The organism is Enterobacter sp. MGH85 (assembly GCF_001037655.1).
Lineage (GTDB): Bacteria > Pseudomonadota > Gammaproteobacteria > Enterobacterales > Enterobacteriaceae > Enterobacter > Enterobacter intestinihominis.
This window is the reverse complement of the sequence record NZ_KQ089926.1, coordinates 39,130-65,737: the sequence shown is the minus strand read 5'-3', so window position 1 is coordinate 65,737 and position 26,608 is coordinate 39,130. Positions and strand designations below refer to the sequence as shown.

Annotated in this window: 28 protein-coding genes and 1 pseudogene; 22 read left to right on the top strand and 7 right to left on the bottom strand. The window is 51.0% G+C overall.

Annotated features, from left to right (window positions below):
- Nucleotides 1-12 precede the first annotated feature (12 nt).
- Nucleotides 13-363, top strand: a complete 351-nt coding sequence (copM, locus tag SK51_RS22955; RefSeq protein WP_032670863.1) for a CopM family metallochaperone — start codon at nucleotides 13-15, stop codon at nucleotides 361-363.
- 66 nt (nucleotides 364-429) lie between these two features.
- Here copM and SK51_RS22950 read toward each other — a convergent pair whose 3' ends face one another.
- On the bottom strand, nucleotides 430-690 hold the full coding sequence (locus tag SK51_RS22950; RefSeq protein ID WP_032670864.1) for an AAA family ATPase: 261 nt from the start codon (nucleotides 688-690) through the stop codon (nucleotides 430-432).
- A 408-nt stretch (nucleotides 691-1,098) separates the two neighbouring features.
- Between SK51_RS22950 and SK51_RS22945 the strand changes: the two genes are divergently transcribed.
- On the top strand, nucleotides 1,099-2,145 hold the full coding sequence (locus SK51_RS22945; protein WP_048207284.1) for an SIR2 family protein: 1,047 nt from the start codon (nucleotides 1,099-1,101) through the stop codon (nucleotides 2,143-2,145).
- Nucleotides 2,142-3,950 carry an ATP-binding protein gene (locus SK51_RS22940; protein WP_015572050.1) on the top strand — a complete coding sequence of 603 codons (1,809 nt, stop codon included), beginning with the start codon at nucleotides 2,142-2,144 and terminating at the stop codon, nucleotides 3,948-3,950. Before SK51_RS22945 ends, SK51_RS22940 begins: the two co-directional genes overlap by 4 nt.
- Nucleotides 3,951-4,338: 388 nt before the next feature.
- Here SK51_RS22940 and SK51_RS22935 read toward each other — a convergent pair whose 3' ends face one another.
- Both SK51_RS22935 and SK51_RS22930 read right to left on the bottom strand, forming a co-directional pair.
- Nucleotides 4,339-5,271 (bottom strand): S-4TM family putative pore-forming effector, encoded by a 933-nt coding sequence (locus tag SK51_RS22935; RefSeq protein WP_015572052.1) that lies wholly within the window; start codon nucleotides 5,269-5,271, stop codon nucleotides 4,339-4,341.
- Between the two features lie 3 nt (nucleotides 5,272-5,274).
- Nucleotides 5,275-6,270, bottom strand: coding sequence for a hypothetical protein (locus SK51_RS22930; RefSeq protein ID WP_032664820.1), 996 nt, complete (start codon nucleotides 6,268-6,270; stop codon nucleotides 5,275-5,277).
- A 618-nt stretch (nucleotides 6,271-6,888) separates the two neighbouring features.
- Here SK51_RS22930 and SK51_RS22925 point away from each other — a divergent pair.
- The 4 genes and pseudogenes from SK51_RS22925 to SK51_RS25100 form a co-directional block, all read left to right on the top strand.
- Nucleotides 6,889-7,179, top strand: coding sequence for a hypothetical protein (locus SK51_RS22925; RefSeq protein WP_013087126.1), 291 nt, complete (start codon nucleotides 6,889-6,891; stop codon nucleotides 7,177-7,179).
- A gap of 130 nt (nucleotides 7,180-7,309) precedes the next feature.
- Nucleotides 7,310-7,840: a hypothetical protein gene (locus SK51_RS22920; protein ID WP_013087127.1), complete on the top strand. Its 531-nt coding sequence runs from the start codon at nucleotides 7,310-7,312 to the stop codon at nucleotides 7,838-7,840.
- Between the two features lie 18 nt (nucleotides 7,841-7,858).
- Nucleotides 7,859-8,635 (top strand): site-specific integrase, encoded by a 777-nt coding sequence (locus SK51_RS22915; RefSeq protein ID WP_015572054.1) that lies wholly within the window; start codon nucleotides 7,859-7,861, stop codon nucleotides 8,633-8,635.
- Nucleotides 8,636-8,836: 201 nt separating this feature from the next.
- Nucleotides 8,837-9,094, top strand: a pseudogene (locus tag SK51_RS25100) (tyrosine-type recombinase/integrase); the annotation flags it as partial.
- A 243-nt stretch (nucleotides 9,095-9,337) separates the two neighbouring features.
- On the opposite strand, the gene SK51_RS22905 reads toward SK51_RS25100, so the two are convergent.
- On the bottom strand, nucleotides 9,338-10,348 hold the full coding sequence (locus tag SK51_RS22905) for a RepB family plasmid replication initiator protein (RefSeq protein WP_015572055.1): 1,011 nt from the start codon (nucleotides 10,346-10,348) through the stop codon (nucleotides 9,338-9,340).
- Between the two features lie 740 nt (nucleotides 10,349-11,088).
- Between SK51_RS22905 and sopA the strand changes: the two genes are divergently transcribed.
- Together sopA and SK51_RS22895 are read left to right on the top strand one after the other, a co-directional pair.
- Nucleotides 11,089-12,255 (top strand): plasmid-partitioning protein SopA, encoded by a 1,167-nt coding sequence (gene sopA / locus SK51_RS22900; RefSeq protein ID WP_023327689.1) that lies wholly within the window; start codon nucleotides 11,089-11,091, stop codon nucleotides 12,253-12,255.
- Nucleotides 12,255-13,220, top strand: a complete 966-nt coding sequence (locus SK51_RS22895) for a ParB/RepB/Spo0J family plasmid partition protein (RefSeq protein WP_013087134.1) — start codon at nucleotides 12,255-12,257, stop codon at nucleotides 13,218-13,220. Before sopA ends, SK51_RS22895 begins: the two co-directional genes overlap by 1 nt.
- Nucleotides 13,221-13,869: 649 nt before the next feature.
- Here the strand turns inward: SK51_RS22895 and SK51_RS22890 are convergent.
- Nucleotides 13,870-15,141 carry a Y-family DNA polymerase gene (locus SK51_RS22890; RefSeq protein ID WP_015572056.1) on the bottom strand — a complete coding sequence of 424 codons (1,272 nt, stop codon included), beginning with the start codon at nucleotides 15,139-15,141 and terminating at the stop codon, nucleotides 13,870-13,872.
- The gene (umuD, locus tag SK51_RS22885) at nucleotides 15,141-15,572 is read right to left on the bottom strand and encodes a translesion error-prone DNA polymerase V autoproteolytic subunit (protein WP_013087136.1); all 432 of its coding nucleotides are present in this window, start codon (nucleotides 15,570-15,572) and stop codon (nucleotides 15,141-15,143) included. The genes SK51_RS22890 and umuD overlap by 1 nt, the downstream gene beginning before the upstream one ends.
- A gap of 231 nt (nucleotides 15,573-15,803) precedes the next feature.
- On the opposite strand from umuD, the gene parM reads away from it, so the two are divergent.
- From parM to SK51_RS25095, 13 genes are all read left to right on the top strand, one after another.
- A complete protein-coding gene (gene parM / locus SK51_RS22880) occupies nucleotides 15,804-16,775 on the top strand; it encodes a plasmid segregation protein ParM domain-containing protein (protein ID WP_082193735.1) in 972 nt (323 codons plus the stop codon).
- A 2-nt stretch (nucleotides 16,776-16,777) separates the two neighbouring features.
- Complete coding sequence (locus SK51_RS22875; protein WP_032664819.1) at nucleotides 16,778-17,440, top strand: plasmid partitioning/stability family protein; 663 nt, start codon at nucleotides 16,778-16,780, stop codon at nucleotides 17,438-17,440.
- Between the two features lie 3 nt (nucleotides 17,441-17,443).
- On the top strand, nucleotides 17,444-17,707 hold the full coding sequence (locus tag SK51_RS22870; RefSeq protein ID WP_015572058.1) for a hypothetical protein: 264 nt from the start codon (nucleotides 17,444-17,446) through the stop codon (nucleotides 17,705-17,707).
- Between the two features lie 28 nt (nucleotides 17,708-17,735).
- Nucleotides 17,736-17,939, top strand: a complete 204-nt coding sequence (locus tag SK51_RS22865; RefSeq protein WP_015572059.1) for a hypothetical protein — start codon at nucleotides 17,736-17,738, stop codon at nucleotides 17,937-17,939.
- 374 nt (nucleotides 17,940-18,313) lie between these two features.
- Nucleotides 18,314-18,781, top strand: a complete 468-nt coding sequence (locus SK51_RS24740; RefSeq protein WP_048207278.1) for a hypothetical protein — start codon at nucleotides 18,314-18,316, stop codon at nucleotides 18,779-18,781.
- Between the two features lie 686 nt (nucleotides 18,782-19,467).
- Entirely contained in the window at nucleotides 19,468-19,740 is a 273-nt protein-coding gene (locus SK51_RS22845; RefSeq protein WP_023337954.1) for a hypothetical protein, read from the top strand.
- Between the two features lie 43 nt (nucleotides 19,741-19,783).
- Nucleotides 19,784-20,149 carry a hypothetical protein gene (locus SK51_RS22840; RefSeq protein WP_015572064.1) on the top strand — a complete coding sequence of 122 codons (366 nt, stop codon included), beginning with the start codon at nucleotides 19,784-19,786 and terminating at the stop codon, nucleotides 20,147-20,149.
- A 67-nt stretch (nucleotides 20,150-20,216) separates the two neighbouring features.
- On the top strand, nucleotides 20,217-22,235 hold the full coding sequence (locus tag SK51_RS22835) for a ParB/RepB/Spo0J family partition protein (RefSeq protein ID WP_015572065.1): 2,019 nt from the start codon (nucleotides 20,217-20,219) through the stop codon (nucleotides 22,233-22,235).
- Between the two features lie 37 nt (nucleotides 22,236-22,272).
- The gene (gene psiB, locus SK51_RS22830; RefSeq protein ID WP_015572066.1) at nucleotides 22,273-22,707 is read left to right on the top strand and encodes a conjugation system SOS inhibitor PsiB; all 435 of its coding nucleotides are present in this window, start codon (nucleotides 22,273-22,275) and stop codon (nucleotides 22,705-22,707) included.
- On the top strand, nucleotides 22,704-23,435 hold the full coding sequence (locus SK51_RS22825; RefSeq protein ID WP_015572067.1) for a plasmid SOS inhibition protein A: 732 nt from the start codon (nucleotides 22,704-22,706) through the stop codon (nucleotides 23,433-23,435). The genes psiB and SK51_RS22825 overlap by 4 nt, the downstream gene beginning before the upstream one ends.
- Nucleotides 23,432-23,662, top strand: a complete 231-nt coding sequence (locus SK51_RS22820; RefSeq protein ID WP_015572068.1) for a hypothetical protein — start codon at nucleotides 23,432-23,434, stop codon at nucleotides 23,660-23,662. Before SK51_RS22825 ends, SK51_RS22820 begins: the two co-directional genes overlap by 4 nt.
- Nucleotides 23,659-23,883: a hypothetical protein gene (locus tag SK51_RS22815; protein WP_004146150.1), complete on the top strand. Its 225-nt coding sequence runs from the start codon at nucleotides 23,659-23,661 to the stop codon at nucleotides 23,881-23,883. Before SK51_RS22820 ends, SK51_RS22815 begins: the two co-directional genes overlap by 4 nt.
- Nucleotides 23,884-24,104: 221 nt before the next feature.
- Nucleotides 24,105-25,474, top strand: a protein-coding gene (locus SK51_RS25095; RefSeq protein ID WP_100247355.1) for an IS3 family transposase whose coding sequence is annotated in 2 segments (ribosomal slippage) — nucleotides 24,105-24,588 and nucleotides 24,588-25,474 — 1,371 coding nt in all. Because the reading frame shifts where the segments join, the coding sequence is not laid out codon by codon here.
- A 572-nt stretch (nucleotides 25,475-26,046) separates the two neighbouring features.
- Here SK51_RS25095 and SK51_RS22795 read toward each other — a convergent pair.
- A complete protein-coding gene (locus SK51_RS22795; protein WP_032664851.1) occupies nucleotides 26,047-26,562 on the bottom strand; it encodes a hypothetical protein in 516 nt (171 codons plus the stop codon).
- Nucleotides 26,563-26,608 lie beyond the last annotated feature (46 nt).

Sequence of the window (26,608 nt, the reverse complement as noted above, 5' to 3'; positions counted from 1 at the left end):
AGGAATTATTATATGAAAATCAGAAACTCGCTTTTTGTTATAATAATGTTATCGCTGCCAGCCGTTTCCGCTGAACCCTCGGACATGAAAATGTCAGATATGTCCTCATCGGCATCGTCGCAGGAATATATGAAGGGCATGAAAGACATGCATGACAAAATGATGGCCGCCGTTAATGAGTCCGATCCCGACAAGGCCTTTGCAAAAGGTATGGTTGCACACCATAAAGGGGCAATTGCCATGGCGGAAACCGAGCTCAAATACGGAAAAGATCCCGAAATGAGAAAGCTTGCGCAGGACATCATAAAAGCGCAGAAAGGTGAAATCGGGCAAATGAATAAATGGCTAGACAGCCAAAAATAACAATTGCAAAAACGCCATGATAAGCGTAAATTTAAATCACTCCCGGGCACGGGAGCCTGTTAAACGTCAAATAATTAAAACCCGATTAATTTCGGGTTTTTTATATTTTGTCCTCAGATCCTGTGTTGTGGGGCGCAATATATGCACCTGCCTATTTTTTTCTGAGTTAATTCCTTCTGCTTCGAAAAAAATAGCCATCGCTTCCGGAAGCGTAGATTTCCCTAAGTCATTAGGGCAGACAATGCCCGTCATTACATCATCGTTAATGATTTCTGTGGTGTTTCTGTCGCCCCTGAAATTTTTATTTTTTACTTTTCTGAGCCACATATACAGTCCTGTATGCAGTGAAGCATTGTTACCGGAACCCTTCTCAGGCTGGTATACAGGCGTCTCAGGTCAGGACGGGCGGCAGACGCTTTTTATGACCCTTGTTTTCTGCGGAGCGGGCCTGAGAACATTTATTGCTTTATGGTGAACAAAGTCATTATCGGATGCTGAAAATGGAATAATCCTCCAATCGCAATAATCTACCTACTTTCTTGACCTATCTACAACAATCCCTCTCTTCTTATGCCAGGATCCGAAAACCGTCAAAGCCGGAAGCAATGCAACTGCCTACCTGATTCGTTTAGCTCTGTTCGTATACGATTCAGGGAATGAAATTTAAACAGGATGCATCACTTGATGAAACATGTAAGATAAATCTTATCTACGATATTTAAGGAAAGGCACAGCGTGGCGACTTATCGGGCTTACTACGGTCAGGACAGAGATCGTGAATATTTTGAACGCATATTTCAGTCAGCAAACATCAATTTTATCATTGGCTCAGGAGCATCACTGCCTGCAATCAGCGTGCTAGGTGATATTGAAAGCGAACTTGAGGCTCTGATACGCGCCGGAAAGGATGATGAATACTTCAGTAAGTCTGAGTCTTTTTTGGACAATGTATGGAAGGCAAACAATGTCCTCCTTAAGCGAAGCAGGCCCGCAGAGGTAGTCCTTCCTGCTTTAATTGATGATGTCGTATCGACACAAAACAATTACGCGAAGTTCATGCGTGCATTAGAAATGCTTCTAACGAGGCGGCGCACTGGATTGCTACCGCGGCGCATCAACCTCTTTACGACTAACTATGATTTATTCATTGAGGATGCGGCGGTTAAAAATAACAACGTCATTCTGAATGATGGTTTCCGTCAACGCGCCGATATTTACAACCGGACGGTATTCGATGCCAAATGTTTTTATCAGACCATACACGCAACCGGGAACCTTTATAATTACAGCGTGGAACTACCTACGGTGAATCTCATCAAGTTGCATGGATCCCTTTCCTGGCATAGCTATAATAAGGAAATCTACTATTCCATTAAGGATATGAAGCCAGTTGCGTTCAATACACCAAAGGAGAAGCAGGACTGGGTTATGTCTCATCAACTGGTTCTGCCGCGCAAGGATAAATTTCGTGAAACCTTACTTAAAAACGTGTATTACGACCTGCTACGGACTTACTCAAATGAGCTGGATAAAGAAGGCTCTTTGCTTATAGTTTTCGGGTTTTCTTTTGCGGATGAGCATATTGAAACCCTTACCAAAAAAGCGCTGCGAAACGCCACGCTCAAGATTGTAATATTCGCCTACAACGTGGCGGCGAAAGACCTATTTCTTGATAAATTCCGTGATTATTCCAACGTTGACGTAGTTTTTACGCCTGGAGTTCCGTTGGACTTCAAAAAGATGAATGAAATTATAACCAGCTTTCTGGGAGGCATGAAATGACCTCCGCTTTTGTTAACGAAGAAGCAGTATTAAGGATCGGTGAGGTTCGTGAAGTGTCGGGCAGAACACTCAGTGTGCTTGTCGATAAAAATAAAAATCTGAGTGACCTTTTCTATCACGGCAAGGTGCTTAAAAATGTTTCAGTGGGCAGCTTCATTGAAGTCAAGAAAGGCTTCATGACTCTGATTGCAAAGGTAGAAACCGAGAAAATTGTCGAGGAAAAAGCACCTGTTGGTAGCGGAAGCGATTCGCTTCGCTTCCGTCGCTATCTTACGGCCTCACTGGCAGGCTACATTGACCGGAACGGGCGCTTTACTGGCGGAACACGCGAGTTGCCCCTTATCGGCAATGAAGTTTTTCTGATGTCTGAGGAACAACTTCATCTTATCCACTCGATCGCACCGAAGGGCGAGGCCGGGCTGAATTTTTCTCGCACAGATCTCGAAGATATTGATATCACACTCCCGATAAACGGCCTTCTTAACTCACACATTGCCATCTTCGGTAATACTGGCAGCGGCAAGTCCAATACTCTGGCCGCGCTTTACCAGCATGGCTATGAGGCCCTGAAAAACCTACTAGGCGAAGGATTCAGGAGTCAGTCACGGTTTCTTTTATTTGATTTCAATGGTGAATATGGTGGGAGAAGCTGCATTACGCGCGACAAGGTTGTTTACAATCTTAGCACGCATGATGAAGAGGGTGATCGCATTCCGATGCCTGCTGAGATACTGCTTGAGCATGAGATTCTCTCTGTCCTGACGGATGCTACCGACAAAACGCAGAAACCTTTTCTGAAGCGAGTGCTTGAATTCAAAAAGCGAGTGGAGTCGAAGCAGAACCCTCAGTCCTATTTTCGTGAAATTCTGAAACGGCGGGTCACCGAAACTCTGTTTGGTTGCGAAAAGAAAAAAAGTGACGACCTGATTGATTTATTCCGCCCCGTACTGAAGGACGAAGACCTGATAGCAGATATTGACTTTTTTTATAACAACGGCGGTGTATGGCGAACTAAGACAGGTGTTTACTTTTCTAATGAAGAAAATACGCATCAGTGCAATATGTACCGCAGGGCTCAGAATTATGAATTTCCCGACGATATAATGGAAGAGTTGCTGGACTATATGTATGTTCAGCTAATTATTGAATATCTTTCAAGCCGCTCAAATCCTGAACATCTTTCTCCTGTCATCAACCGAATGAGCGGACTCAAAAAAGATATTCGTAAAATTTTCAATACAGCATCCGGCGGAACCATCTGGGCAGCAACGAACTTTGTTGTCCTGAACCTTAATATGGTCAATCTGACCATGAAAAAAACGCTTCCACTTTTGATGGCCAAATGGGCTTATTCAGCAAAAAAAATGGATAAGGCACCGTCCACTCTCCATCTCATCATAGACGAAGCACACAATATCCTTTCGAACACCTCGTTTAGGGAATCAGAAAGCTGGAAGGATTATCGGCTCGAAACGTTTGAAGAGATAATTAAGGAGGGCAGAAAATTTGGCGTCTTTGTGACGATATCCAGTCAGCGACCAAACGATATCTCCCCGACTATCATTTCTCAGGCACATAACTATTTCATTCACCGGTTGATAAATCAGAACGATCTGTATGCTATTGAAAAATCCGTTTCCTACATAGACCGCATGACTGAAGAATCTATTCCAACGCTTGCAACCGGCACCTGCATATTCAGTGGCGTGATCTGCCCTATGCCACTTAAGCTTCGTATAAACGAGCTGTCTTTCCGCAAAAAGCCGCACAGCCATACGCTTAATTTTGAAGACCTAATGCTTTAGCCACGGCTGCCGCTTCTTTGAGAAGAACGGCAGCCTGTCTACGCGTAAGTTATCCCCGTTCAGTACGTGCAGCTCAGCTAATGCGGGAATCGCGTCCGGCTCGATCACCTCCATAAACGCCGCCTCAAGCTATAGATTCTTCTTGTAGTACTAGTAGTAATTACAAAAAGTGCTTTTATGCTTTTTAAGCATTGCTTTTGTATTTTTAATAATGTCATTTTTTATCCCTCACTCCTTTCTTTTCCAGAGATCCGAAAACCCTGAAAGCCGGATGCTAACTATCTGAGGTGAAGGTGACTATGTGTTTACGCTGGCAGCCACGCAACCTGAATGGTTTATCGTGATGTGCTCCGGCATACGTAAATCCTACACCGGAGCTAAGGAGGGATTACTCCTGAAGGTGCAGCTCCTTCAGATTCGTTTCAAAGTAATCAACATAAATTCGCTCATTTTTGGGCTTCATTATCAGCTGAATACCGTTGGGAACGGGCGGACATGAGGCCCGGTAGGCGAACATCTCATCCTGGATATTCCGGAGCGTATAACCCAGTTGCTCTTCTTCTGTCCTTCCGGACACCCTGATCCCGGATAATTCCTTCTCAACGTACTTTTTCAGCTTCTCGCTTCTTTTCATACTGCTGCGATTATCCAGAAACTGAAGCAAGAAATAGCGGATGACCGGCAGTGTGAACACCACATAGAAGAGGATCTCATTCAGTCCGGATTTCATGGCGATGCCGTAAACAAGCATCGCGACAGGCGAGACAATAAAAGCTGAAAGATAAAACACGTGCAGCACCTCCCTGAGCGATTTGTCCCAGCCGAGGTTTTTTCCGTGGCACAGGAGCGCCATTACGGCCAGCGGCGCGTCATACACCTTACTGACGTACCACCCCTCTTCGCCAAATCGCTTTCGTGCTTTTTCCGGACTGTCCCTGAAATAGGCAGCTTCCCGGATGATGTCATCGCGAGGGATCTCCTCCACCTTCAGGTCATTGCGCCGGATGCCCAGTACCCGGCAGTCGTACATTTCCTGGATTGAGGCTGCCTTCCTGCGCAGTGCTGCGATGTGTCCGCTGATGATAATGTTAAAAGTAAGCACCAGGAGTCCATACAACCCCAGCAGTGAAGACAGCAGCTCTGAATCGACAAATCCCCGGCTCCGGTTGTATACGGTAACGAGCGAAAGCAGGAGCGGCACGATGATGCTGAAGATAAAATTCAGCCTGTTCCAGTTTTTTACCCTGTCGTAAACACGGGCCTGCGCATACAGTAAATCCAGGTTTTCTCTGGTCGACTGGTTCGTGTAAATGGCATTCATGGTTCACCCGTAAACAGGAAAGAACGGCCCGAACACATCGCGCCATTTATTGATGGATTTTTCATACTCATTGTTCTCCTCAAACCATCTCGCCTCCGATACCTTCTGCGCATCGAGATAACATCTGTCAGAAATCGCCTTACGCGCCTCGGCTGAAAGAGAGTTGATATCTCCCTGTATGCCTTTGGGATCGTTGACGGAGAACTGTACGTACAGACCGAGATGGCGGAAAAGCGCTTCCAACTCCATATCGACAAACGATGAGCAGGCTGCCCTGCCGGCGTAATAGTCCAGAATCAGCGTCTCCAGCAGGTAGGAACTCATGGAGGGCATCGTCGGTCGCCGCTGCCAGTACTTGACTGCTCTGATGACATTCAGCACATTGCCGTCATTCTGCACATTGACAGTTGTGACTCTGTCCCTGTCTTTGCGGGGGTCGGTAAACTTCCAGTGGCCTTTGCCGTCGGGGATCAGATAGTAAGTCCGTCCAAAGGCATCTTCGCTGGTAATAAAGCAGGGTACGATATCAAAATTCCAGTCCTTGCTGACCAGTTTCAGCGTGACGGCTTCCTGGTTACGCCTGATATCAGCCTGCGCGTACTGGGCAATGTCCTGCAGGCGGTTTTTAAAGGCATTCAGAATTCTGACGGAGCAGATAGTGTCAGCTCCGGAATGCCGATATCCGTGCAGGCGCGACCCCTCGCCGGAAGAGGTCAGAGTGATCCGGTCACTCAGAACGTTATAGGTGGCACTCTGCGCGGATAAGCCGAACATCAGATCGATATCGTCCAGAGGACGGATTTTGGTTCTTCTGGCAAAGGATCCAAAGGCAATATGGATCGCTGGATAACTCACCGGAAATTTATCGTCCTTCTCAAAATCATTCATCTTACCGATAAGCCAGTCGCGACTTGCACGCGCGTCATCGGTATCTGCCTTTTTGAGATTCACGATATCTTTCATAAATTCGTTAAAGGCAGCTATTACTGTGGTCGCCATGTTCAGTCCTTTAATTATTTATTGCAAAAGGCGCAGGGCTCTGTCGTACATCTGAACACTCCAGTGCCCTGGAAGAGTCGGTACAGTTTATTCTTAGTACCACAAGTTCACTACCGTCTCGCTCTCTACAAGGGCATATAATTTACATGGGAAATAAGAGCCTCGTTCTTTTACTGAAGATAATGCAAATATTTTTAATTATTGTTACCAAGTAAGCAATAGTGCGATTATGTTCAATATTTATCATTAGTATTGCGTTATCAGCACAAATCCTTCTTCTCTCCTCCTTAGATCCGAAAAAAGCAAGTTCCGGATCACGGCGATTTTCTGCGCTGATTTGTGAAACGAAAATTAAAAATGTGCTACACTTTAAGTAGTTAGATAACTTTCACCCTCTCCGCATCAGACCGACCTGACGAGTAAATCCTGTTAATCTGTTCATCATCGCTTCCGAAAACTTTGCTATTATGAATTTTTCGGAAGTCTAAAAGAGTGAGATCCGGTAATTGCGGGCGGTGACTGTTATTCTGCTAATCACTGCGGGCGGGCAACGGAATGTTCTGCTGGCGATGATAAATAAATAGAACTAATAGATATTAAATAATAAGGAAGTTGATTATGAATATGAAAATTACACTGAGTGTTTTATTTGAGGCTCTCATAATCCTTGGGCATGACAGAGTCTGGATGGAAGAATCGGAGTTTGAGCACATATACGGATACGGCTGCTACCGTGAGATACACACTTGGGACGATCGCACAGTTGCCTGGTGGGATGATGCTGATGACACATGGTATCTGTCCACAGAAGTCGATGTGATAACTCCTTTCCTTGGCCCTCTCCCAAAGAAAGAAGGAGAGCTCTCCGAGGAAAAATGCTTCCAGTTAATGACTCTTGGTCGCTACTGATAGCCGACAGCAGCATTTAATGAGTGGTCGGCTGGACACCCTCTGGCGGCCACATGTCACTCGATAGTGTAGTCCGGCGGGATTTCTCCTTGAAGATGATCCAGACATTAACGTAAAGGATACAGGAACGATGTGTAAACTGACCGGTTTTATAATGGGGCTGACGATCCTGCTGGGTGTGACTGCACGGGATGCAGGGGCGGCAACGCTCAGTGAAATGCGGATGGTTAATGCCAGTCAGAAACCCGGGATGGTGATTATCTGCAGCCGGACCTCGGAGATTCCGCAGAAAGGTGAATCCCCCGTTCGTATAGAAAGTCTCCTCAGGGGCGTGGTACTGCAGAACGACGGTGATCGCATGATGTTTGACGTGACCTATACACAGCGAAACGCTGAAGAGAGTATTCCTTTTCGTACGGAAAAATACCGGCTGACCACTGAGCTGGAAGCCACCCGCCAGAAAATGGCCATCGATCCTGAGACGATAGAACTATCGCTTCCGCGTGCCCGCGGTCTTGAAGAAACTTTTCTCGCGGGGATGAAAGCAAGCCCGGTTTCGTTTGAAGATTACACCAATTACCGTGTCAAATCTGCTACCGAGTATCTGATCCTGCCGGGTCCGGCATCCCCGGATGCACCGGTGATGCACTGCACACTCTAATGACAATGGTGACATAACATGATGCCAGCACTGCCAGGCCATAGCGGGGCTTTTTCCTCTGCTCAGCTGCCGGTGGCCATCGATTACCCGGCCGCGCTGGCACTGCGCCAGATGGCGCTCGTTCAGGACGAACTGCCGAAATACCTGCTGGCGCCGGAAGTGAGCGCCCTGCTCCACTACGTGCCCGATCTTCACCGTAAGATGCTGCTGACCACCCTGTGGAACACCGGCGCCCGTATTAACGAAGCACTGGCCCTGACCCGGAGTGATTTTTCCCTGGCCCCGCCCTACCCGTTCGTGCAACTGGCAACCCTCAAACAGCGGGTGGAGAAAGCGGCCCGAACGGCCGGCCGTGCTCCGGCCGGCAGCCAGCCTCATCGTAACGTTCCGCTTTCCGATCCGCAGTATGCCCGCCAGCTGGAAATGATGGTGGCCACCCTGAAAATACCGCTGGAACGCCGGAATAAGCGCACCGGCAGAACGGAAAAGGTGCGCATCTGGGAGATCACCGACCGTACCGTTCGCACCTGGCTGGGCGAAGCTGTTGAAGCGGCAGCCGCCGACGGGGTGACGTTCTCCGTGCCGGTGACGCCACACACGTTCCGCCACTCCTACGCCATGCACATGCTGTATGCCGGAATTCCGCTGAAGGTGCTGCAGAGCCTGATGGGGCACAAGTCGATCAGCTCGACGGAAGTCTATACAAAGGTATTTGCGCTCGATGTTGCTGCAAGGCATCGTGTGCAATTTTCAATGGCAGAGGCTGATGCTGTTGCCATGCTGAAAAAAAGATAACTAAATTTGTCAAAATTTACAGACAGTTGTAATGACATCCACTTATTCGATAATAAATTAATCTTGCGTTACGTGAAAACTGACAGGGGTCCAGGCTGTACCAGGCCGGAATTCACGTAACGCACTTTACGTCTTCTTCATTACTTACCTTTTCGTTCCGATCCTGTTCATCCCTGCATTGCCCCCTTTTCTTCATAACGCATTTCACTGTTGCCGAAAGCCCATGGGGTCGACTTTGCGACCGCGGCCGCACTCAGAAGGATGGCCACTTTAACCGGCGCCACCCTGGCGTACCTACTCGTCCCCGAAGTGAGAGCCCTACTCTTCTATATGCCGGATCTTCACCATTAAATGCTGTTCTCTACTTTCTGGAACACGGGAGTGCGGATCAGTGAATCCCGGACGCTGCCCCCGGAATCCTTTGATCTCGGTGGGTTAAGACCCTTTGTGAAAGTACTGGGCTAAGGGCATCCGCCCTGACGAACAATATTGACTAAGTGATGAAAGTAAACATATCGCAGTGAAGATGTTGAGCAGACTGCCCGCTCTTCCACACACCGCAGTCAATATCAATACTCCGGTAGGCCTATCCGCATATCGCAGTCAAGGCAAGCAAAACCTAAACGGAATGATGAATCAGTATAAATTGACTGTGGTATGCGCTCTGCATACCACAGTCAACAAACTCTAAAACGGCATTCCTCAGTCATTTCCCGGTTTCACGCTGGCGAGCGCTTTTGCTAGTTTCTGAGGATCAATACCTGCAGCCTTCAGGGCTTTAATAACTTCGTCATAGTTCTGCTCAGGTACTTCCTCTTCCGGCTCACGGGGAACAACGACCTTGCTACTGATGAGTTTCGGATTACGGTAATGCACGCTGAAGTAGGTGGCCCGGCCGCGTTTGAATTCGGTGTAATCCAGATAGCCGATATCCTTCAGCTGCGCCATGGCTTTGCGCACCGTGTGGTTCTGCGTGTAGAGGTTAGACGTCAGGTTGAGTCTGTCTCGCATACGCTTCATGGAGATGGGGGCCGGATTCTGTGGCAGACTTTCAATGTAGGTATAGAGTGCCTGTGCGGACTCCTTGCGCTGCAGGGCATCAATGGCTTTCAGACGCAACAGGACCCGCCTGTCCATCTGATAAAGCTCAAAGAGCTTGGGCTCTGCCCTGATCTCCACGACATCGGCAGTGATGTCGTAATAGGCAGACTGAACCAGGTGCGTAGTCCACCCTTTCGTTTCACTCTGAAACTTGAGGGTTACGGATGCCAGCTTGAACAGGGAGTTGCTTATCCTGTCACGCATTTTCTTGTTAGAGCGCCGGGAGTCAAAGCCACACATTTTAACAAACTCAACAAAAGACAGCTTGAGCGTGTCATCCTTAACGCCAAAATCATACATTGAACGGATGATTCCAAGCCAGACTTTGAAGTCCGTATCCATATCGAGGCGCGATCCGGTGATCCTGACATCGGTATACCCTTCACTCCGGGCAATGGACAGCTGTACGAGCTCCTCAGTCGCATCCGTGACGTTTTTGCGGTTCGTCTTACTCCTAGAGGTCGATTTGAGGGTAGGAACGAACAGACCAAGCCTCATGAGCGCAACAGGCTGAACAGTACTGGCGCTGTTGACATCCAGCTTAACAACTTCACCCGTTGTCTTATTGACCTCCTGAAGATTCAGGGGTAACTCATTATTTTCCATAGCCATTTTATTAACCCGCGGTTATCCACAAACGAAAGTATATACGCATATCACAGTCAACGGAAATACATACCCCAGTTAATACAATTGCATACCGCAATAGTTGATCTCGCACACAACAGTCAACATACCACACACCACAGTTAATGAAGATAGTCTCCAGGCTCAGGCGTAGCGGGGCGCTAAACGATCCGGGGATCTCTTTTTGATCTCAACATGATCTCCTTAAGGATCAATTACTGGATCGAAATATGGAATAACAGCCAGCATCCAATACATATGGACCACTGACATGACACAATGTGAATCTTGGTACAACAACCCAGTAATACAACACCAGGAAAGGCAATAGTCTTGACTGTGATATGCAGAAAAATGCATGTCATTACTCTTCCCTATTCCTATTCAGCTTCATACCGCAGTCAATAATCTGCATACTATAGTCAATTCCTTACCATTCAGTTCCTTCCAGTGGAGCTTCGTTAGCTTCAGAGCGTCAGCCACACCTTGTTAGTACGGAGTAATTCCGCTTCCTCGACGCATGCGCCTACGCGCGCATACTTTCTGCGGCGAGCGGATGATATTGACTGAAGCATGCGGCAGCCTTTCAGGCGGATGCTGAACTGAACAAGACTATATTTTGATCGGCTTTGCAATATTTAAGACGGTTTGCAACTTTAATGTTGCTTTGCGCCTTTTACCAAGATTTAATAGATTAATGCAAAGATAATAATAAGGAACAAAGAATGGGACTGATGGAAACGCTTGACCAGTGCATTACGGCCGGTCATGAAATGACGAAAGCTATCGCGATTGCACAGTTTAACGATGATAGCCCGGAAGCCAGGAAAATTACCCGTCGCTGGCGTGTGGGTGAGGCCGCCGATCTGATTGGCGTTTCTTCTCAGGCAATCCGTGATGCAGAAAAAGCAGGACGCCTTCCCCATCCTGATATGGAAATGCGTGGACGTGTAGAGCAGCGGGTGGGCTACACCATTGAACAAATCAACCATATGCGGGATGTATTTGGCACCCGTCTGCGCCGTCCTGATGACAGCGTTCCGCCCGTCATCGCGGTGGCAGCACATAAAGGGGGTGTCTATAAGACATCTGTATCTGTACATTTGGCACAGGACCTGGCGCTGAAAGGGCTGCGAGTACTGCTTGTCGAAGGGAACGATCCTCAAGGCACAGCCTCCATGTACCACGGCTGGGTCCCTGATTTGCATATCCATGCCGAAGACACACTGCTGCCTTTTTATCTTGGTGAGCGCGATGATGCAGCCTATGCCGTCAAAGCCACCTGCTGGCCGGGTCTCGACATCATACCTTCATGCCTGGCTCTGCACCGCATTGAGACAGAACTAATGGGAAGGTTTGACAACGGGAAACTGCCGACAGAACCTCATATGATGCTTCGCCTGGCCATCGAAACAGTGGCCCATGATTATGATGTCATTGTTATCGACAGTGCACCGAACCTCGGTATTGGTACCATCAATGTCGTCTGTGCTGCAGATGTACTCATCGTGCCAACGCCAGCAGAGTTATTTGATTACACCTCTGCCCTTCAGTTTTTTGACATGCTGCGCGACCTGTTAAAAAACGTGGACCTGCAGGGTTTTGAACCTGACGTTAGAATTCTTCTGACCAAGTACAGCAATAACAATGGCTCACAGTCACCCTGGATGGAAGAACAGATCCGCGATGCCTGGGGAAGCATGGTACTGAAAAACGTTGTTCGCGAGACCGACGAAGTCGGTAAAGGTCAGATCCGTATGAGAACGGTGTTTGAGCAGGCTATCGATCAGCGCTCATCTACAGGAGCCTGGCGAAATGCGCTGTCTATCTGGGAGCCTGTCTGTAATGAAATTTTTGATCGCCTGATTAAACCTCGCTGGGAGATCAGATAATGAAACGTGCACCAGTTATTCCAAAACATACCGTAAAAGATATCCGCCCCGAAACTGAACCTTCAGCGGCACCCGCTGCACCGATGGTTGATTCATTAATTGCACGGGTTGGAGCCATGGCCCGCGGGAATACCATTCTGCTTCCGGTTTGTGGCCGGGAAGTGAAATTTATTCTGGAAGCGATCCCGGGCGAGAGTGTTGAGACGGCATCAAGAGTCTGGTCAGGTAATGAACGTGACCAGGAACTACTGACCGAAGACGCGCTTGATGATCTGATTCCATCTTTTATGCTGAGTGGTCAACAGACGCCTGCGTTCGGACGAAGGGTAGAAGGTGTCATTGAAATTGCTGATGGTAGTCGCCGTCGTAAAGCCGCCATACTGACATCATCAGATTATCGTGTTCTCGTCGGGGATCTCGATGACGAACAGATGATGGCTTTATCACGGCTGGGTAATGATTATCGTCCTGTCAGCGCTTATGAACGGGGCAACCGTTATGCACAGCGGTTGGAAAATGATTTTAACGGCAATATCTCTGCTCTGGCTGAAGCTGAGAATATTTCCCGTAAAATCATCACGCGTTGCATCAACACGGCCCATTTGCCAAAATCAGTGGTTGCCCTGTTTACTCATCCTGGTGAACTTTCCGCCCGCTCTGGGGAGACGCTGTACAAAGCATTTTCGGGAAAAGAAGCTTTATTGTTGCAACGGACACAACAGCTTCATGAGCAAAAGAAAGCGGGAGTTATCTTTGAATCCGAGGAAGTTATTGGTTTACTGACGGATGTTCTGAAAGAGCCATCAGGTAAAAAAGTAAACCTTAATACCCGTCATCAATTTGTACCTGGTGCGACAGCCCTATACAAAGGCGATAAGGTGATTTTTAATCTCGATAAATCTCGTTTGCCTGCCGAGTGTATCGAGAAGATAGAAAGCATACTGCGCGACTTACAAAAAGTTTAGCCTGTTTAATGATACACGCGAGAGTCTTCATTAATTTCCAATATCCTTAATGCGTTACATGCTGCTTCGGAATATATACATCCGAAGCAGTTATTTTCTGCACTATAGCCCAGTGTTGTTAAAAAGATCTGTTTACTTCTCCCAACCTGATTGTTACCACAATCTAAAGATCCAGTTTTTTCTAGTTTTCCTTAACTAGTTCCGCAGTTCACCCCTCAACCTGCATATCAGAACTCAGACGGTAACCCATCCCGGAATACTGATTTCATACACCAGATTAACTGGGACCACGGTCCCACTTCCTACTTGCGTGTCAGAACTCACCCGTCAAGCCCGCTTGGAATATCGATTCCACACGCCGGATTTAACTGGGACCACGGTCCCACCTCCTACTTGCGTGTCAGAACTCATCCTTCAACCCCGCCTGGAATATCGATTCCACACGCCGGATTTAACTGGGACCATGGTCCCACTCTATTCAGCTGTTTCTATCACAATACAGATTTTGAGATTGTTACTGTGATTCCTGTATTAGGTGCGTAAGAAGATTATGTTCGTTTTGTTCCCTGGTGCTTCCTCGCTCACTCGCGGGCTTCGCCCTGTCGTTCGGCTGCGGCGAGCACTACTGGCTCTCTCAGAAAAGCAGAATTTATCTGATCCTCGCAACGGGAATATCTTTCCAGCGGGTGGTGTACGCAGGGGAGAGCATATCGCGTTTCATTTGCCATGATGGCGCTATCCCTCGCCCGGCAAACCAGATCTGTCCCAGACCGGAATGATTAATGCCATCGAGAACCTTCATCAGCTCAGAGCTGTGAGGACGTGGCGGACGTTCGTCGAACAGCTGCAGCTGCGAAACGCCGGAGCCGGTGAAGTCATTCAGCATCACACCGGCTTTGGCATACAGGTGCCCATCCTTCCAGATACGCTCCAGAGCCGTTGTGGCGGCCGCAATAATGTCCCGGGTGTCCTGAGTGGGTGTAAGCAGTTTCTCCGTGGCCACGTTGCCGTAGTAAGGCTCTTTAACGGCGAACGGAGACGTTTTGATGAAAACGGAAATATGCCGGCAGTACTGGCGCTCTTTCCGCAGCTTTTCAGAAGCCCGCTCTGCGTACTGACAGACAGCCTGGCGGAGCGAATCGTACTCCGTGATTTTCTCTCCAAAGCTGCGGCTGCAGACGATCTGCTGTTTCGTCGGTGGTGCTTCCTCAAGCGACATGCAGCTTTCCCCGTTCAGTTCGCGTACTGTTCGCTCGAGAACGACGGAGAAATTTTTGCGTATAAAGGCCGGGTTCGTCAGGGCCAGATCGAGCGCGGTCCTGATACCCAGTACATTAAGTTTGCGTGCAATACGGTTTCCCACGCCCCAGATCTCTTCGACCGGCTGCAGTGAAAGCAGTTTCCGCGTTCGCTGAGGATTCCCCCTGGTCAGGGCGAGCACACCACGAAACTGTTTCCACTCCTTTGAGGCCCACTGGGCTGATTTTGCCAGGGTTTTCGTCGGCCCGGCACCCACGCCGATGGTCAGACGGGTACAGTCATACACGTGCTGGCGCAGCTGCCGGCCGAAGTCCTCCAGGTCCATGCAGTGCTCAACGCCGGTCAGGTCGAGGAACATCTCGTCAATCGAATACTGTTCCACCCTTGGGGCCAGCTCCTCCAGGCAGCTCATCACGCGCGCTGACATCGAGGCATAAAGTTCATAGTTGCTTGAGAACGCGTATATTTTTTCCGGATACGTTTCGTTTTTCATCTGAAACCACGGCGTGCCCATTTTGATCCAGGGCTTTGCCTCGGCACTTCTTGCGATAACGCAGCCATCGTTATTACTGAGCACCACAACCGGCTTTCCTTTCAAATCCGGGCGGAAAACACGTTCGCAGCTGGCATAAAAGCTGTTCACATCGGCCAGGGCAAACATCAGTACATCTCCCTCGGGCGGTGGATGATGTGCGTGACGACGCCAAAGATATCCAGATCGTCCGGGTCGGGATAAATCGGCGGCCAGGCGGCGTTCATTGGCTGCAGCGTCAGTCGTGGCGTCAGCAGAAGCCGTTTAACCGTAAACTCCCCCTGCACACTGGCCACAACAATATCGCCGTGCCGGGGCTTCTCTGCACTGTCCACAACCAGCAGATCGCCATTGTAAAGGCTGCCGTCGGACATACTGTCACCGCTGGCACGGAGATAGTAAGTCGCGCTCGGGTGCCGTATGCAGTAATCATGGAGATCCAGGTCGGACTCGACATAGTCAGCGGCAGGGCTCGGAAAACCGCAGCTGGCCAGGTCTGCAAACAACGGATGGGCCTGTGGCGGGAGTGCTTTCCCGGTGCTGAAAAGCTGCAGTTTCATCTTTCCTCCTGACGTCTAAATATACTGGATATGCATACAGTATATTTAACAGCGTGAGGATAATCCAGATCACCTGCTTCATGAACAGGGTGAGTAACCTAAGTTACTCAAAATGCTATTTAATATCATTATGGGACATTTAAATTACTCATAATGAGAATCATGGCTTTTATTTTGCCATTTTGCTCTTATAATATGTATCAAATTGAGTTTAATTGACGGAGCATAATGATGAATATTTACTGCGATGATGGTTCAACTAATGTTAAGCTGGCATGGTTTGAAGGAAACGAGCTGCAGACCCGGGTTTCAGCTAACTCCTTCCGGCATGGCTGGAAAGTGGCGGAATTCAGTGCCGCAACGTTCAACTATCAGGTGGGCACGCTGAAATACACCTGGGACAGCGTCAGCCGGGATGCCATCCCGACAACAAACGTGGAATACCAGTACGGTGATCTCAACCTGCTGGCCGTGCATCATGCCCTGCTGAACAGCGGACTTGAGCCGCAGCCGGTGAGCCTGACCGTGACGCTGCCCCTGAGCGAGTATTATGACGGGGACTGCCAGCGGAACGAGGAGAACATCCGACGCAAACGAGAAAACCTGATGCGTGAGCTGGTTCTGAATAAGGGCAGGGCATTTACCGTAACGGACGTGAAGGTGATGCCTGAATCACTGCCGGCGGCGTTCTCCCGTCTCGCGGAGCTGAAGCCCGGACCCGCTGAGACCACCCTGATTATCGATCTCGGCGGAACCACGCTCGATGCCGGCGTGATTGTCGGACAGTTTGATGATATCAGTGCGGTACACGGCAATCCGTCTGTCGGCGTGTCACAGGTCACCCGCGCAGCTGCAGGCGCGCTGCGGGCTGCAGACAGCGAAACCAGCGCGCTTATTGCTGACACGGTCATCCGCAACCGCAATGATCGTCAGTATCTGCAGCGAGTGATCAACGATGCCGGAAAAATTGACGATGTTCTGAACAAAATTACAGAGGCAATCACTTCCCTGGGCGCGCGTGTCACCAGTGAGCTGACGGTCTTCAGGAGCGTTAACCGGGTATTCCTGGTCGGGGGAGGGGCATCCCTCATTGAAGAGGCTATCCGTCAGGCCTGGACTCTGGCTCCTGACCGTATCGAGGTTATCGGCGATCCGCAGCTGGCGCTGGCCAGAGAGATTGCCCTTTACAATAAAGAGGACTAAACGTGCCGGACGGCCAGTATTCTTTCTATCTGCACAGCGACGATCGCACCGACATCACGGCGATGGCGACCATCAGCACCATCTCACAGCCCCTGCGCGGTGACTTCATCCGGACCGCCGCCACCGCCGGGGCGGTGATGTACCAGACGGATGCCCGTTTACCGGCGCTGATCCCGGTGTTCTTTGACGGACATCTGAGTGCCATCCGGCTTTGTGCCGTGATGGCCCTGGTATCCGGCACCTGGTCTTCACTCTCAGGACTTCCTGATGAGCCTGATGGTGGCGTGGCTGCTCTGGCCATGTCACCGGAGACGGAATACCAGCGCCGGCGTTACACCCTGACGCTTCAGGATGACCGGAGCAGTGAACGGGTTGAGCGTGTGCTGACGGGCGTGTCATCCCGCCTGCGCGGAGAGCTGCTGAGAAACCTGATTATCACCGGTCTGGCCCTGCATACGACCGCACCGGAGCTGCCGCGTCTGCTGGCCAGTATGCCGGTACCGCCCGGCACGGTCAGCGAGCTGCAGGTTCTGGTTCAGCAGATGGCTGGTACGGCTGACGTGAGTATGGCTGCAGTGCCGGAGAAACCAGCGGAGCCTGCCGCACCGGTATCCGCTGAAGCGACCAGCATAAAGAAAAATATGCGCCGGGCATTCGGAGACTAGAGCATGTCAGTGATTAAACAAAAAGCAGTGCAGTGCATTCATAACTTTCTGCGCGCCCGGAACGTGCCTGAATCTCAGTGGCCGGAACGGGTCAAAAAGACCGGCAGGGGAATGATACTGGCAGGCGTGGCCGTCGTGGTTCCTGGCGTTCTGGTTGATAACATCTCACTGCCGGTGACAATCGCGATGCAGGTCTGCTATGCCTCACTGATCGGCCTCGGGGTTCTCTTGGCGTTTGACAAGAAAAAACCAGAGGGGCGGGGATGAATATGAACATTAACCTGAAGGAAACAGTATGCTGCTTGAAGAACTGACAGGAGACGAACGTACGCTGGTCGTTGTGGCACTGCAGGCGTTGTTCCGCGAGAGATTATCCGCATCAAATGCCGTCTTTACGGTATGTAGCCTGTCCGGAAAAGAGCAGCCGCCGGAAGATATTTTTGGGCTGCGTGAAGTAGAGGATGCGCTGAGACGTATTGGTGCAGCTCCTGCGCGTTAAATCCGGTCCCGTACACTTCAGAAAAAAACGGCAGGGTGACATCTCATCCCTGCCGTCAAAACTAAACGCTTAATTTTTCGGCGATTATAATGTATTGTTTTGTGATGTAAATCACATTTTAATTTAATGTGAAATTTTTCCTCCGCTTTACATCTCCCGTAAAAAATTACCCGCCGTGCCTTCACGCTAACCCGGCCGCTGCGGTCGCAAGGGTTCACGTTGTCTCCGTCCTCACCCGTTCGCGCCCTGCACGGTGCATTCAGCCCGTGAAGGGCTTGCGCTGCGGCTTCGGCGTCGCCCTGGCGTCCTCCGCTTTACGCCGTGTTTTTGTGGCGGCACGGCGCAAGAGGGTGCCGGATGCTGAGGACACAACCATGTTCAGACTGACCTGTATTGAACTCGATAACGGCGAGTTTGCCGTCTATATCAATCACCATTACCTGGGGAGTGAAGATGCCAGCGGAGAGCGACTTTCTCTGGGGGAGGTTCTGGAGCAGCTCTCCCTGCTGCCGGGCGTGGAATTACAGACCCTGCTGGAACCCGTACCGGAGTGCGATGACTGGTGCTGGAACGACATCGCTGATCGCGCCCTGCCGTCGCGTCCTGCATGTCGTGATGATGTGACGGTGGCAGGGCTCATCGCCAGGCTGAAGCAGTACCCACCGGATGCACTGTGTATGGGGACGTTCTGGCTGGAAGATGATTTTCTGTCCCTCGATGGCAGTCTGTCGGAGGAGGAAATTGCAGAAGCCATGCGTATCTGCGACCACAGCCACGATGCAGGCATCGGTTTTAACTGGGACACGCTGCAGTTCGCTATCGACCACGTGAAGGGGCGCTAAAAAAAAAGGACACCTTCCGGGGAGGGGTGTCCTGAAATGTGTCATATTCGTTGTAAGTGAAAACCCATCAGATGTTTTCGGCACAGATAATTGCACAATCGCTGCCTTTTTTCACCTGCCATATATCCGACTCAAAAAAAAGACGTCTCCGGTTGGGGACGTCCTGAACCCGATCAGCAAATTCTCTGAAAACACCTGAATCCCACTTCTGGCCCCCTTCGGCTCCCGGCCAGCGCTGCTGTCCGGTCGTCGAGCCCCACTCCGCCAGGGCGGCCGCTGCGCACCCGCCGGGCTCCGCCGAACCCCTCCGGGTTTCGGGCTGACGCTAGGGTCTGATGGCGAAGGTCAAGGGCTGCGGCTTCTCCGGCCGTGCCGTCCGGAACGCCTTCACCGCGCCGGCTGATGCCGTCGCTTTAATGGCGCCACGCCGTTCCGACGTGTCGGGTGTGTGCATCCTGTTCCCCCGGTGAAGCCATCCCCCGTGCGTCCTCACGCGGAGGGCTGCTTGTAGCACCGTCGGGTCGTCATCCAAGGGGTGAAATGCACTCCGCCAAAACTTTTTGCGGGGCGCAAAAACTTTCGTCTCCGCCCCTTTCCTTCCTCCCTTCGCCGTTGCTCCTTTTGCCCTTTGCCGCGAGAGAACTCACCAGGGAGATGGACAACCATCACCACAGGAGAGAACCAGGATGCACACACGAAACGTCAACGTCAAAACCGCCGCTCAAGAATCTTCCAGGAAGATGGGGGAAGAACAAAACCCTGTTTCTGTCGCACGGGAGTGGGTGGCTCAGGCCACTTCGCTGAAGGCGGGGGTCACCGTCACCCTGTCCGATGTGTCCCGATACGGCGACGTGCAGGTGGAGATCCGCACCAACGGAACGCTTAACTGGCGCGCCTGGTCGTTTGAACCGGATTTTCTTTTTGAACTGAAACGCAATCTGCAATACGTGCAGCTTTAACCGGAGGCCGGATGTCCGGCTCTAACCCAGAGAAGGAGGAAACATGCAGAACCTTAACACCCGTCCGGCGACCCGTAAGGTCGGGCAGAGCACCGAAATCGTGAAGCTGCTGCGCATTCAGGCCAGCGACACCCACGTGGTCGAGTTTGACAACGTGGACACCCGATTTAATGACTGCAACAACTGGCAGGTGATGGCAGGAGGCAAACGAGTCCTGTTCAGCAACCGCATGTATGAGCGTTTTTCAGATGTGAAATCGGGGATCGTGGCAACGATCAACGTTTGTGAAAACAGCGGCAGCGTAACGGATAAAGCGATGCTGGAAGGGGCAAAAGTCATGATGCAGCTTCTTGATGGCTATCCGTCCTTTGGAGCACTGGCAGCACACCCGAAACGCATTACCGGTTAACCGAGTGCCGTGACCGGATCGCACTCCGGCCACGGCTAACCACAACTATTACTGAGAGGTAAAAATCATGGTCGCCACCAATACTACGGCAAAAAAACCAGCTAAGACCACCCGTCAGACAAAATCTGCGGAAAAAATCGCGCAGTCTACCGAACAGAAGCTCGTCCAGCTGCTCGCTGATACGCCCGTGCAAATCTTCCCGTACTCCCGCCTGTCACACACGGGCTTAAACACGCGCATCATTCCGCATACCGATCGGGAAGTGGAAGAGATGGCAGACAGCATTCAGGCAATGGGCATCCTGCAAAACCTGATCGGTGCAGAACTGCCGGACGGTACGATCGGCATTGTCGGCGGGGAAGGTCGCCGCAGAGGCACAGGCATTCTGGTGATGCGCGGTGTTCTCGATGCAGACACGCCGTTTGTTCCGGTGAAAGTCCTGCCCGTGGAGATGGCTGTGGCGGCCTCGATGATCGAGAACGGTCGACGTAAAAACATGCATCCCGCCGAGCAGATTATCGGTTTTCGTACCCTTCAGCAGGAAGGTAAAACGGCTTCTCAGATCGGCGCACTGATGGGTTATCACCCGCGCCACGTTCAGCGCTGCCTGAAGCTGGCTAATCTTGCCCCCTCCCTGCTGGATGCGCTGGCGCGGGATGAAATCACCCTTGAGCATTGTGAAGTGATGACCCTTGCCGACACTCATGAACGGCAGCTACAGGTCTGGGAAGAAGCGAAGGCACAGTGGAACGGCAGTATGCCAATGCCCCATACACTTCGCAAAATGGTGACTGACGACAAGATGGCCATCAGCCACCCGATGTTTGAGTATGTGGGCGAGGAAGCCTATACCGCCGCTGGCGGTACGCTGACCGCCGATCTGTTCAGCGACAGGGACAGTACCTTTGCCGATGCGGCGCTGGTGAGATCCCTGCTGGCTGGCAAGCTTACCGTGCTCGCCGCTCGCGTTAAGCAGGAGCAGGGCTGGGGCTGGGCTGAGTTCCGCATGACGGAACTGCGCGCCAGCGGTGAGGACGGTGAACTGTACCGTTTTGCCATGCCGAAAGCTGTCCTGACGGAAGAAGAACAGAAGCGCGTCAGTGAGCTGGAAGAACAAATGGAAGCTACTGAAAACTACGATGACGAATACGAGCTTCAGCAGCAGATCGATGACATTTACTGCGAGGCGGAGTATCGCGAAGCCACGCCGGAATTTCGCGCCGCGCACGGTATCTGGGTGTCATGGGATGGTGACAATTTCCAGGTTCAGCCTGGTATCCGCAGGCTGACCGACGAAGACCGGGCAGAAGAAGAACAGGCGCGTCAGGAACGTGAAAACAACGTGATCAGACACACCACGCCTGAAATACCCGCTGACGCCTATCCGGCAACGCTGGTTAAGGCCATGTCTGCGGAGCGCACTCTCGCCGTTCAGGCAGAACTGGCGGGTCGCCCTGATGTATCGGTGGCACTCCTGACGTGGACGCTATGTCTTACGCTCTTTGACCGCACCCACGGCAAGCGCAATGAACCGCTGAAAGCCTCCGTGTCCTCGAATCAGTATCACCTTGCATCACTGGCTCCATCCGGTGAGGAAGGGAAGGCGCTGACGGCGCTCAAAGCACAGAAAGAGGCGCTTCAGGCAACGCTTCCCGAAAACTGGCATCTCGATTTCACCTGGCTGCTGTCATGGTCAGCAGAGCAGGTGAACACCCTGCTGGGATTCTGTGCAGCGCACGGTATCAACGGTATTCAGGAACGTATGTATAACCATACGCAGAAAAGCGAACTGGACGGGCTGGAAGCGGCGCTGGACTTTGACCTGCGCAAATGGTGGCAGCCGGATGCTGAGAGCTACTTCGGTAAGCTCACGATTTCCCAGATTGGCAAAGCCTATGAAGAAGCCGGACTCAGCGCCCGTGCGGGTGAAGTTGTGAAACTCAAGCGCCGCGATGCGGCGAAGGCAGCCGAGCAGGATCTGAATGCTCAGGGCTGGCTGCCTGACTGGATGGTGCGCCCAGCGCCAGCCGCTGAGGCTGAAGAAGCCACCGAAACCGACGCTGACACCACTGACCACGCTGCTTAATACCGGAGGCCGCCGCCTTCGGGCGGCGGGAACAGACATGACCATGCAATATGACCTGAACCGAATTAACACCCTGACCGCATCCGACCTGGAGTTTATCCGCCAGCAGGGCGAAGACGCGCGCCGCGCACTCAGCGACGCCGTGACCGGCCTCCTGTCCACACCTGAAGGATGGTGCGTCTGCGCCGAGTTCCGCAGCGAGTTCGGCGGCTTCTTCCCTGTCCAGTGCCGCTTCAGCGCGGACGGCAGTGATGACTGGCATCTGTGCGTGTGCAGCCCCGGCGAAGTCTCGCCGTACTGGATTCTGGTGCTGCTCTCCTCCGGCGGTGAAGTGGTGCGTACCCTTTACCAGAGCGACACGCTCCAGCCTGACCGGATAAATCAGCTGATCGCGCAGCTGGCAGGTATGCGCCGCTTTAACTGCACTGCCCGCACCGTGGTGAAGCTGATGAATGTGGAGGTGACAGCATGATCCCGTCCTCACACGCGCTCGTTTCCCTGAAGCCCGCCCGTCAGGCAGCAATACAGGCTATCAGCCATGTTGAGTCTGCCCGCGAACGCGGCGCACGACTGCCCGCCATGCCGTATGTGCGTACCTTTCTGCGCCTTCTTACGGGCAGCGGTCGCCTCAACGCCACGGTGGCCAATAAAATACCTGGCCTGCACTGGGTACCAAACAACCGCCATTCGAACCTGAAACAGGTCGAGGAGGCACTCAACACCATGATCGCCACCGGAGGGGAAGCCTGCCCGCTGCCGCTCACGATTGACGTTCAGGCCGAGCTATTCCCTGAAGTCATGCACACCCGCACGGGTCGACGGCTGCACAGATCCGGCAATAAGACCACGCGTCAGCTTCGCCGCCAGTCCCGTGAGTACGAACAGCGCTGGAAACTGCGCCAGAACCTGCTGGAACAGGCAAAAGTCGATCTGAATTTTCAGTCACCGGAAACCGTCTGCACCTGGTATACCCGGTGGAGCGACGAGTTTGACGCGGCAGAGCTGGCCACACCGTTCTGGAACTGGCAGACGCGGTTCGCGTCGCTGAAGGAACTTGACTGGCTTCGCATGAGCGGCGACCCGCTGTATTCAGTCATGTACCAAATCCCGTTTATTGTCCGGGAAACACCTGAGCACATCCGGGTCGCTGAACGCTGGCAGATACCGAACAAGCTGCGTTATCAGCAGGGGGCAGAATGAGAAATAACCCCCGTAAAACGGAGCTGAAGGTCGCCCGCAGCCAGCGAAATAAGCTCCGTACCATGTCCGCAAAGCTGAAAGAAATGTGTTGCGAGTGGGACGGACTGAGTGGCTGGCTGGAAACCGAAAGCGAGCAGCTGGCTGAGAGTATAGACAGGCACCTTGAGGCGCTCGAAGACCAGATCCGTGAATGGTCAGAAGGTACGGATAACCGGGAGGGATATTGAACATCATCAGTCGCAGGTTCGACAAAAAAGAACCCGGAACCGTGTTCCGCCATGCTGAAAGCGGGAAGATCATGTATCGTCTCGATGCCCGGCTGGAGCGGGATGACTGGGAGATAGTGCAGGCGATAATCAGCCTTGTCTATAACGCCGGCGTGGCCGCCGGAAGCAAACAGCGAGCCGCTGAAATTCGTGAGGCTCTGGGGATTTCAGGAACTGAATGACGCGGAAAAACGATGAGGATTTATACAGTTTTCAGACTGTTATTCCTGGGCAGATGATCGACGACGGGATATAATGGCGATGGCGCTTGAGGCTTTTTGCCTCATGACGTGAAGGTGGTTTGTTACCGTGTTGTGTGGCAGAAAGCAGAAAGCCCCGTAGTTAATTTTCATTAACCCATGCACGGCGCCCATTTAGTTGGACTCTCAAATTGGAGAGTCCCATGTCAAGACGTAAGTACACCTTTGAACAGCGCCTCGAAGTGGTTATGCACTATTTAGCTACTGATGAAGGCTATCGCTTAACATCAGCTCGCTTTAACGTTCCCAGAACCCAGGTAAGAATATGGGTTGCAGCCTATGATGTTTATGGAGAAGAAGGTCTGAAGCCCAGAGATAAGGGCGTATCAATCGATCCCGAAATCAGAATTGAAGCTGTGAAAGCGGTGCTATCCGGTCAGATATCTCAGACACAGGCCGCGACTAAATTCAATGTTGCAGGTGCGTCATCTGTCGCCAAATGGCTAAAAGTGTACAAAGAGCAGGGTGAAGAAGGGCTTCGCTCACTCAAGGTAGGCACAAAAAGGGTATCTTACATGGCTGAACACCCTGAACTTATTGAAGCCGCAGAGGAACGATCAAAAGAGCAACGAATTCTTGAACTGGAAAGGAAGGTCAAACGTCTTGAATTACGGATACTTTATCTTCAAAAGCTGAAAGCCTTAGTTCGGTAAGAGATAAGGTTCGTGTTGTTGACGAACTAAGGCAGCATTACCCACTTGATCAGTTGCTGAGTACCGCCCGTATACCCAGGAGCACGTTTTACTATCATCTTAAAGCACTACGCTCTCCGGGAAAATATGATGAAATAAATCGTCGAATCAGCGAGATATATGATGAAAATCAGGGCCGCTATGGCTATCGACGGGTAACGCTGGCGCTCAGAAGAGAAGGGGGACTGATCAACCACAAAGTGGTTCAACGCCTGATGAATGCTCTTGATCTTAAAGCCGCTATCAAAGTAAAGCGCTATACCTCCTGGCGTGGCGAACGTGGGTGTGCTGCTGACAACCTCCTGCAACGTAACTTCAAAGCCAGCCGGCCCAACGAAAAATGGGTCACAGATGTCACCGAGTTCGCCGTCAACGGCCGCAAACTCTATCTTTCTCCGATCATCGATCTCTTTAATAACGAAGTCATTTCCTACAGTATCTCAGAACGCCCCACAATGCCGATGATTGACGACATGTTGATTAAGGCATTTGCCAGAATGGACGCCAACAGCAGACCAGTACTTCATTCAGATCAGGGTTGGCAGTACCGGCATCGGTGGTATCAGTATCAGTTGCGGGAGTTTGGGGTTCTGCAAAGCATGTCCCGCAAAGGAAACTGTCTGGACAATGCCTGCGCTGAGTGCTTTTTCGGGACGTTAAAATCAGAATGCTTCTACACCCGTAAATTCAACGATGTTGATGAGCTGAAGGTTGTTCTTGAGGATTACATTCGTTACTACAACACGCGGCGAATCAGTCTTAAATTTAACGGCCTCAGCCCGGTTGAATACCGCCTGAAGACCTACCCGCTGCGGCTTTAGCCACGTTATCCTGATTTCACCTGGGCGGTCTGATGTTAACAAGGGTGTTACGCGGCCGGACGGCCCTCAGCAGTATTGATACCAGCCCTGTTGTTGCGGGGCGTTTCTGATGTTCCGGACACGGCCAGGCTGAAATGAACAGCATTCAAAATGAGCAAAAAGTGCTTCTCGTAAAAAATTTACAAATCTTTTTTGCAGGAAAACATGCCTCTAATTCGCAACAGGAAGCCCGGAGAGCGATTCTTCGTTATGCATAAGGCCAATTGTGTTTCAACAGTAAAAACTGTTTCTGAGGCTTTTGGTTGCGAATAGTGGGCTATTAACGCGTATTCCCGTAACGCTGAAAAGTAATGAATAGCTATGAATAGCAGTGACCTTGCAGGTAAACGTCAGGTTTATTACTATTCAGGCATCGATACTGACCGGAACCACTCAACACTGGTATGTTGATGGGGTATTGATGTCGGAGAGTAATCTCCCCCAGCCTAAGAGCGGGATATCCAAAGACACAGACCGGAACCCAACAAGAGTGGATAACATCGATGATCTACTCTGGTGAAAAGGCGCTGATATCAGCGCCTTTTTGCTTTTCTGGACGTGTAAACCGTCTGTCCATTCAGTCGCAGATGTGCGACATATGCAAATTTCATGGGCCTACTCTTTGGTATGGAGTGTCGTCCCCACTGATTGACTTCATAAGCTGATACAACATAAAGCTTTAAGCCGTTCGGGTGACCGTTGTCCTTACGCAAGTCAAAGAAGATCGCATAGTCATTTACCTCCATATAATGATACATCTCATTGTTTCCCTTATTGATATGGGGAACAACGTAGGAGGTCAGAAGATTTGTTGAAAGCATCTGCGGCAGGTTAAGACTGGCAGCATATCTGTCAGCACAGAAAAATCGATCCGGTGGAATTTCCGGTCCGTTTCCTTTCTGGTCAGAAAAGACATGATTGCTGTAGTTGATTGTTATCTGTACGGGGTCAGGGATATTGGCGATTTCTGCCATAAACGTCAAAGGCGCGAGGTGCTTCATACAGTAGCTTTTTCCATTAAAGGAAAGATTTTTATGTGCGCCTTTCACTGTTATCCCTTACGAATCCAATGGAGCGGGAATTGTATCACAACCC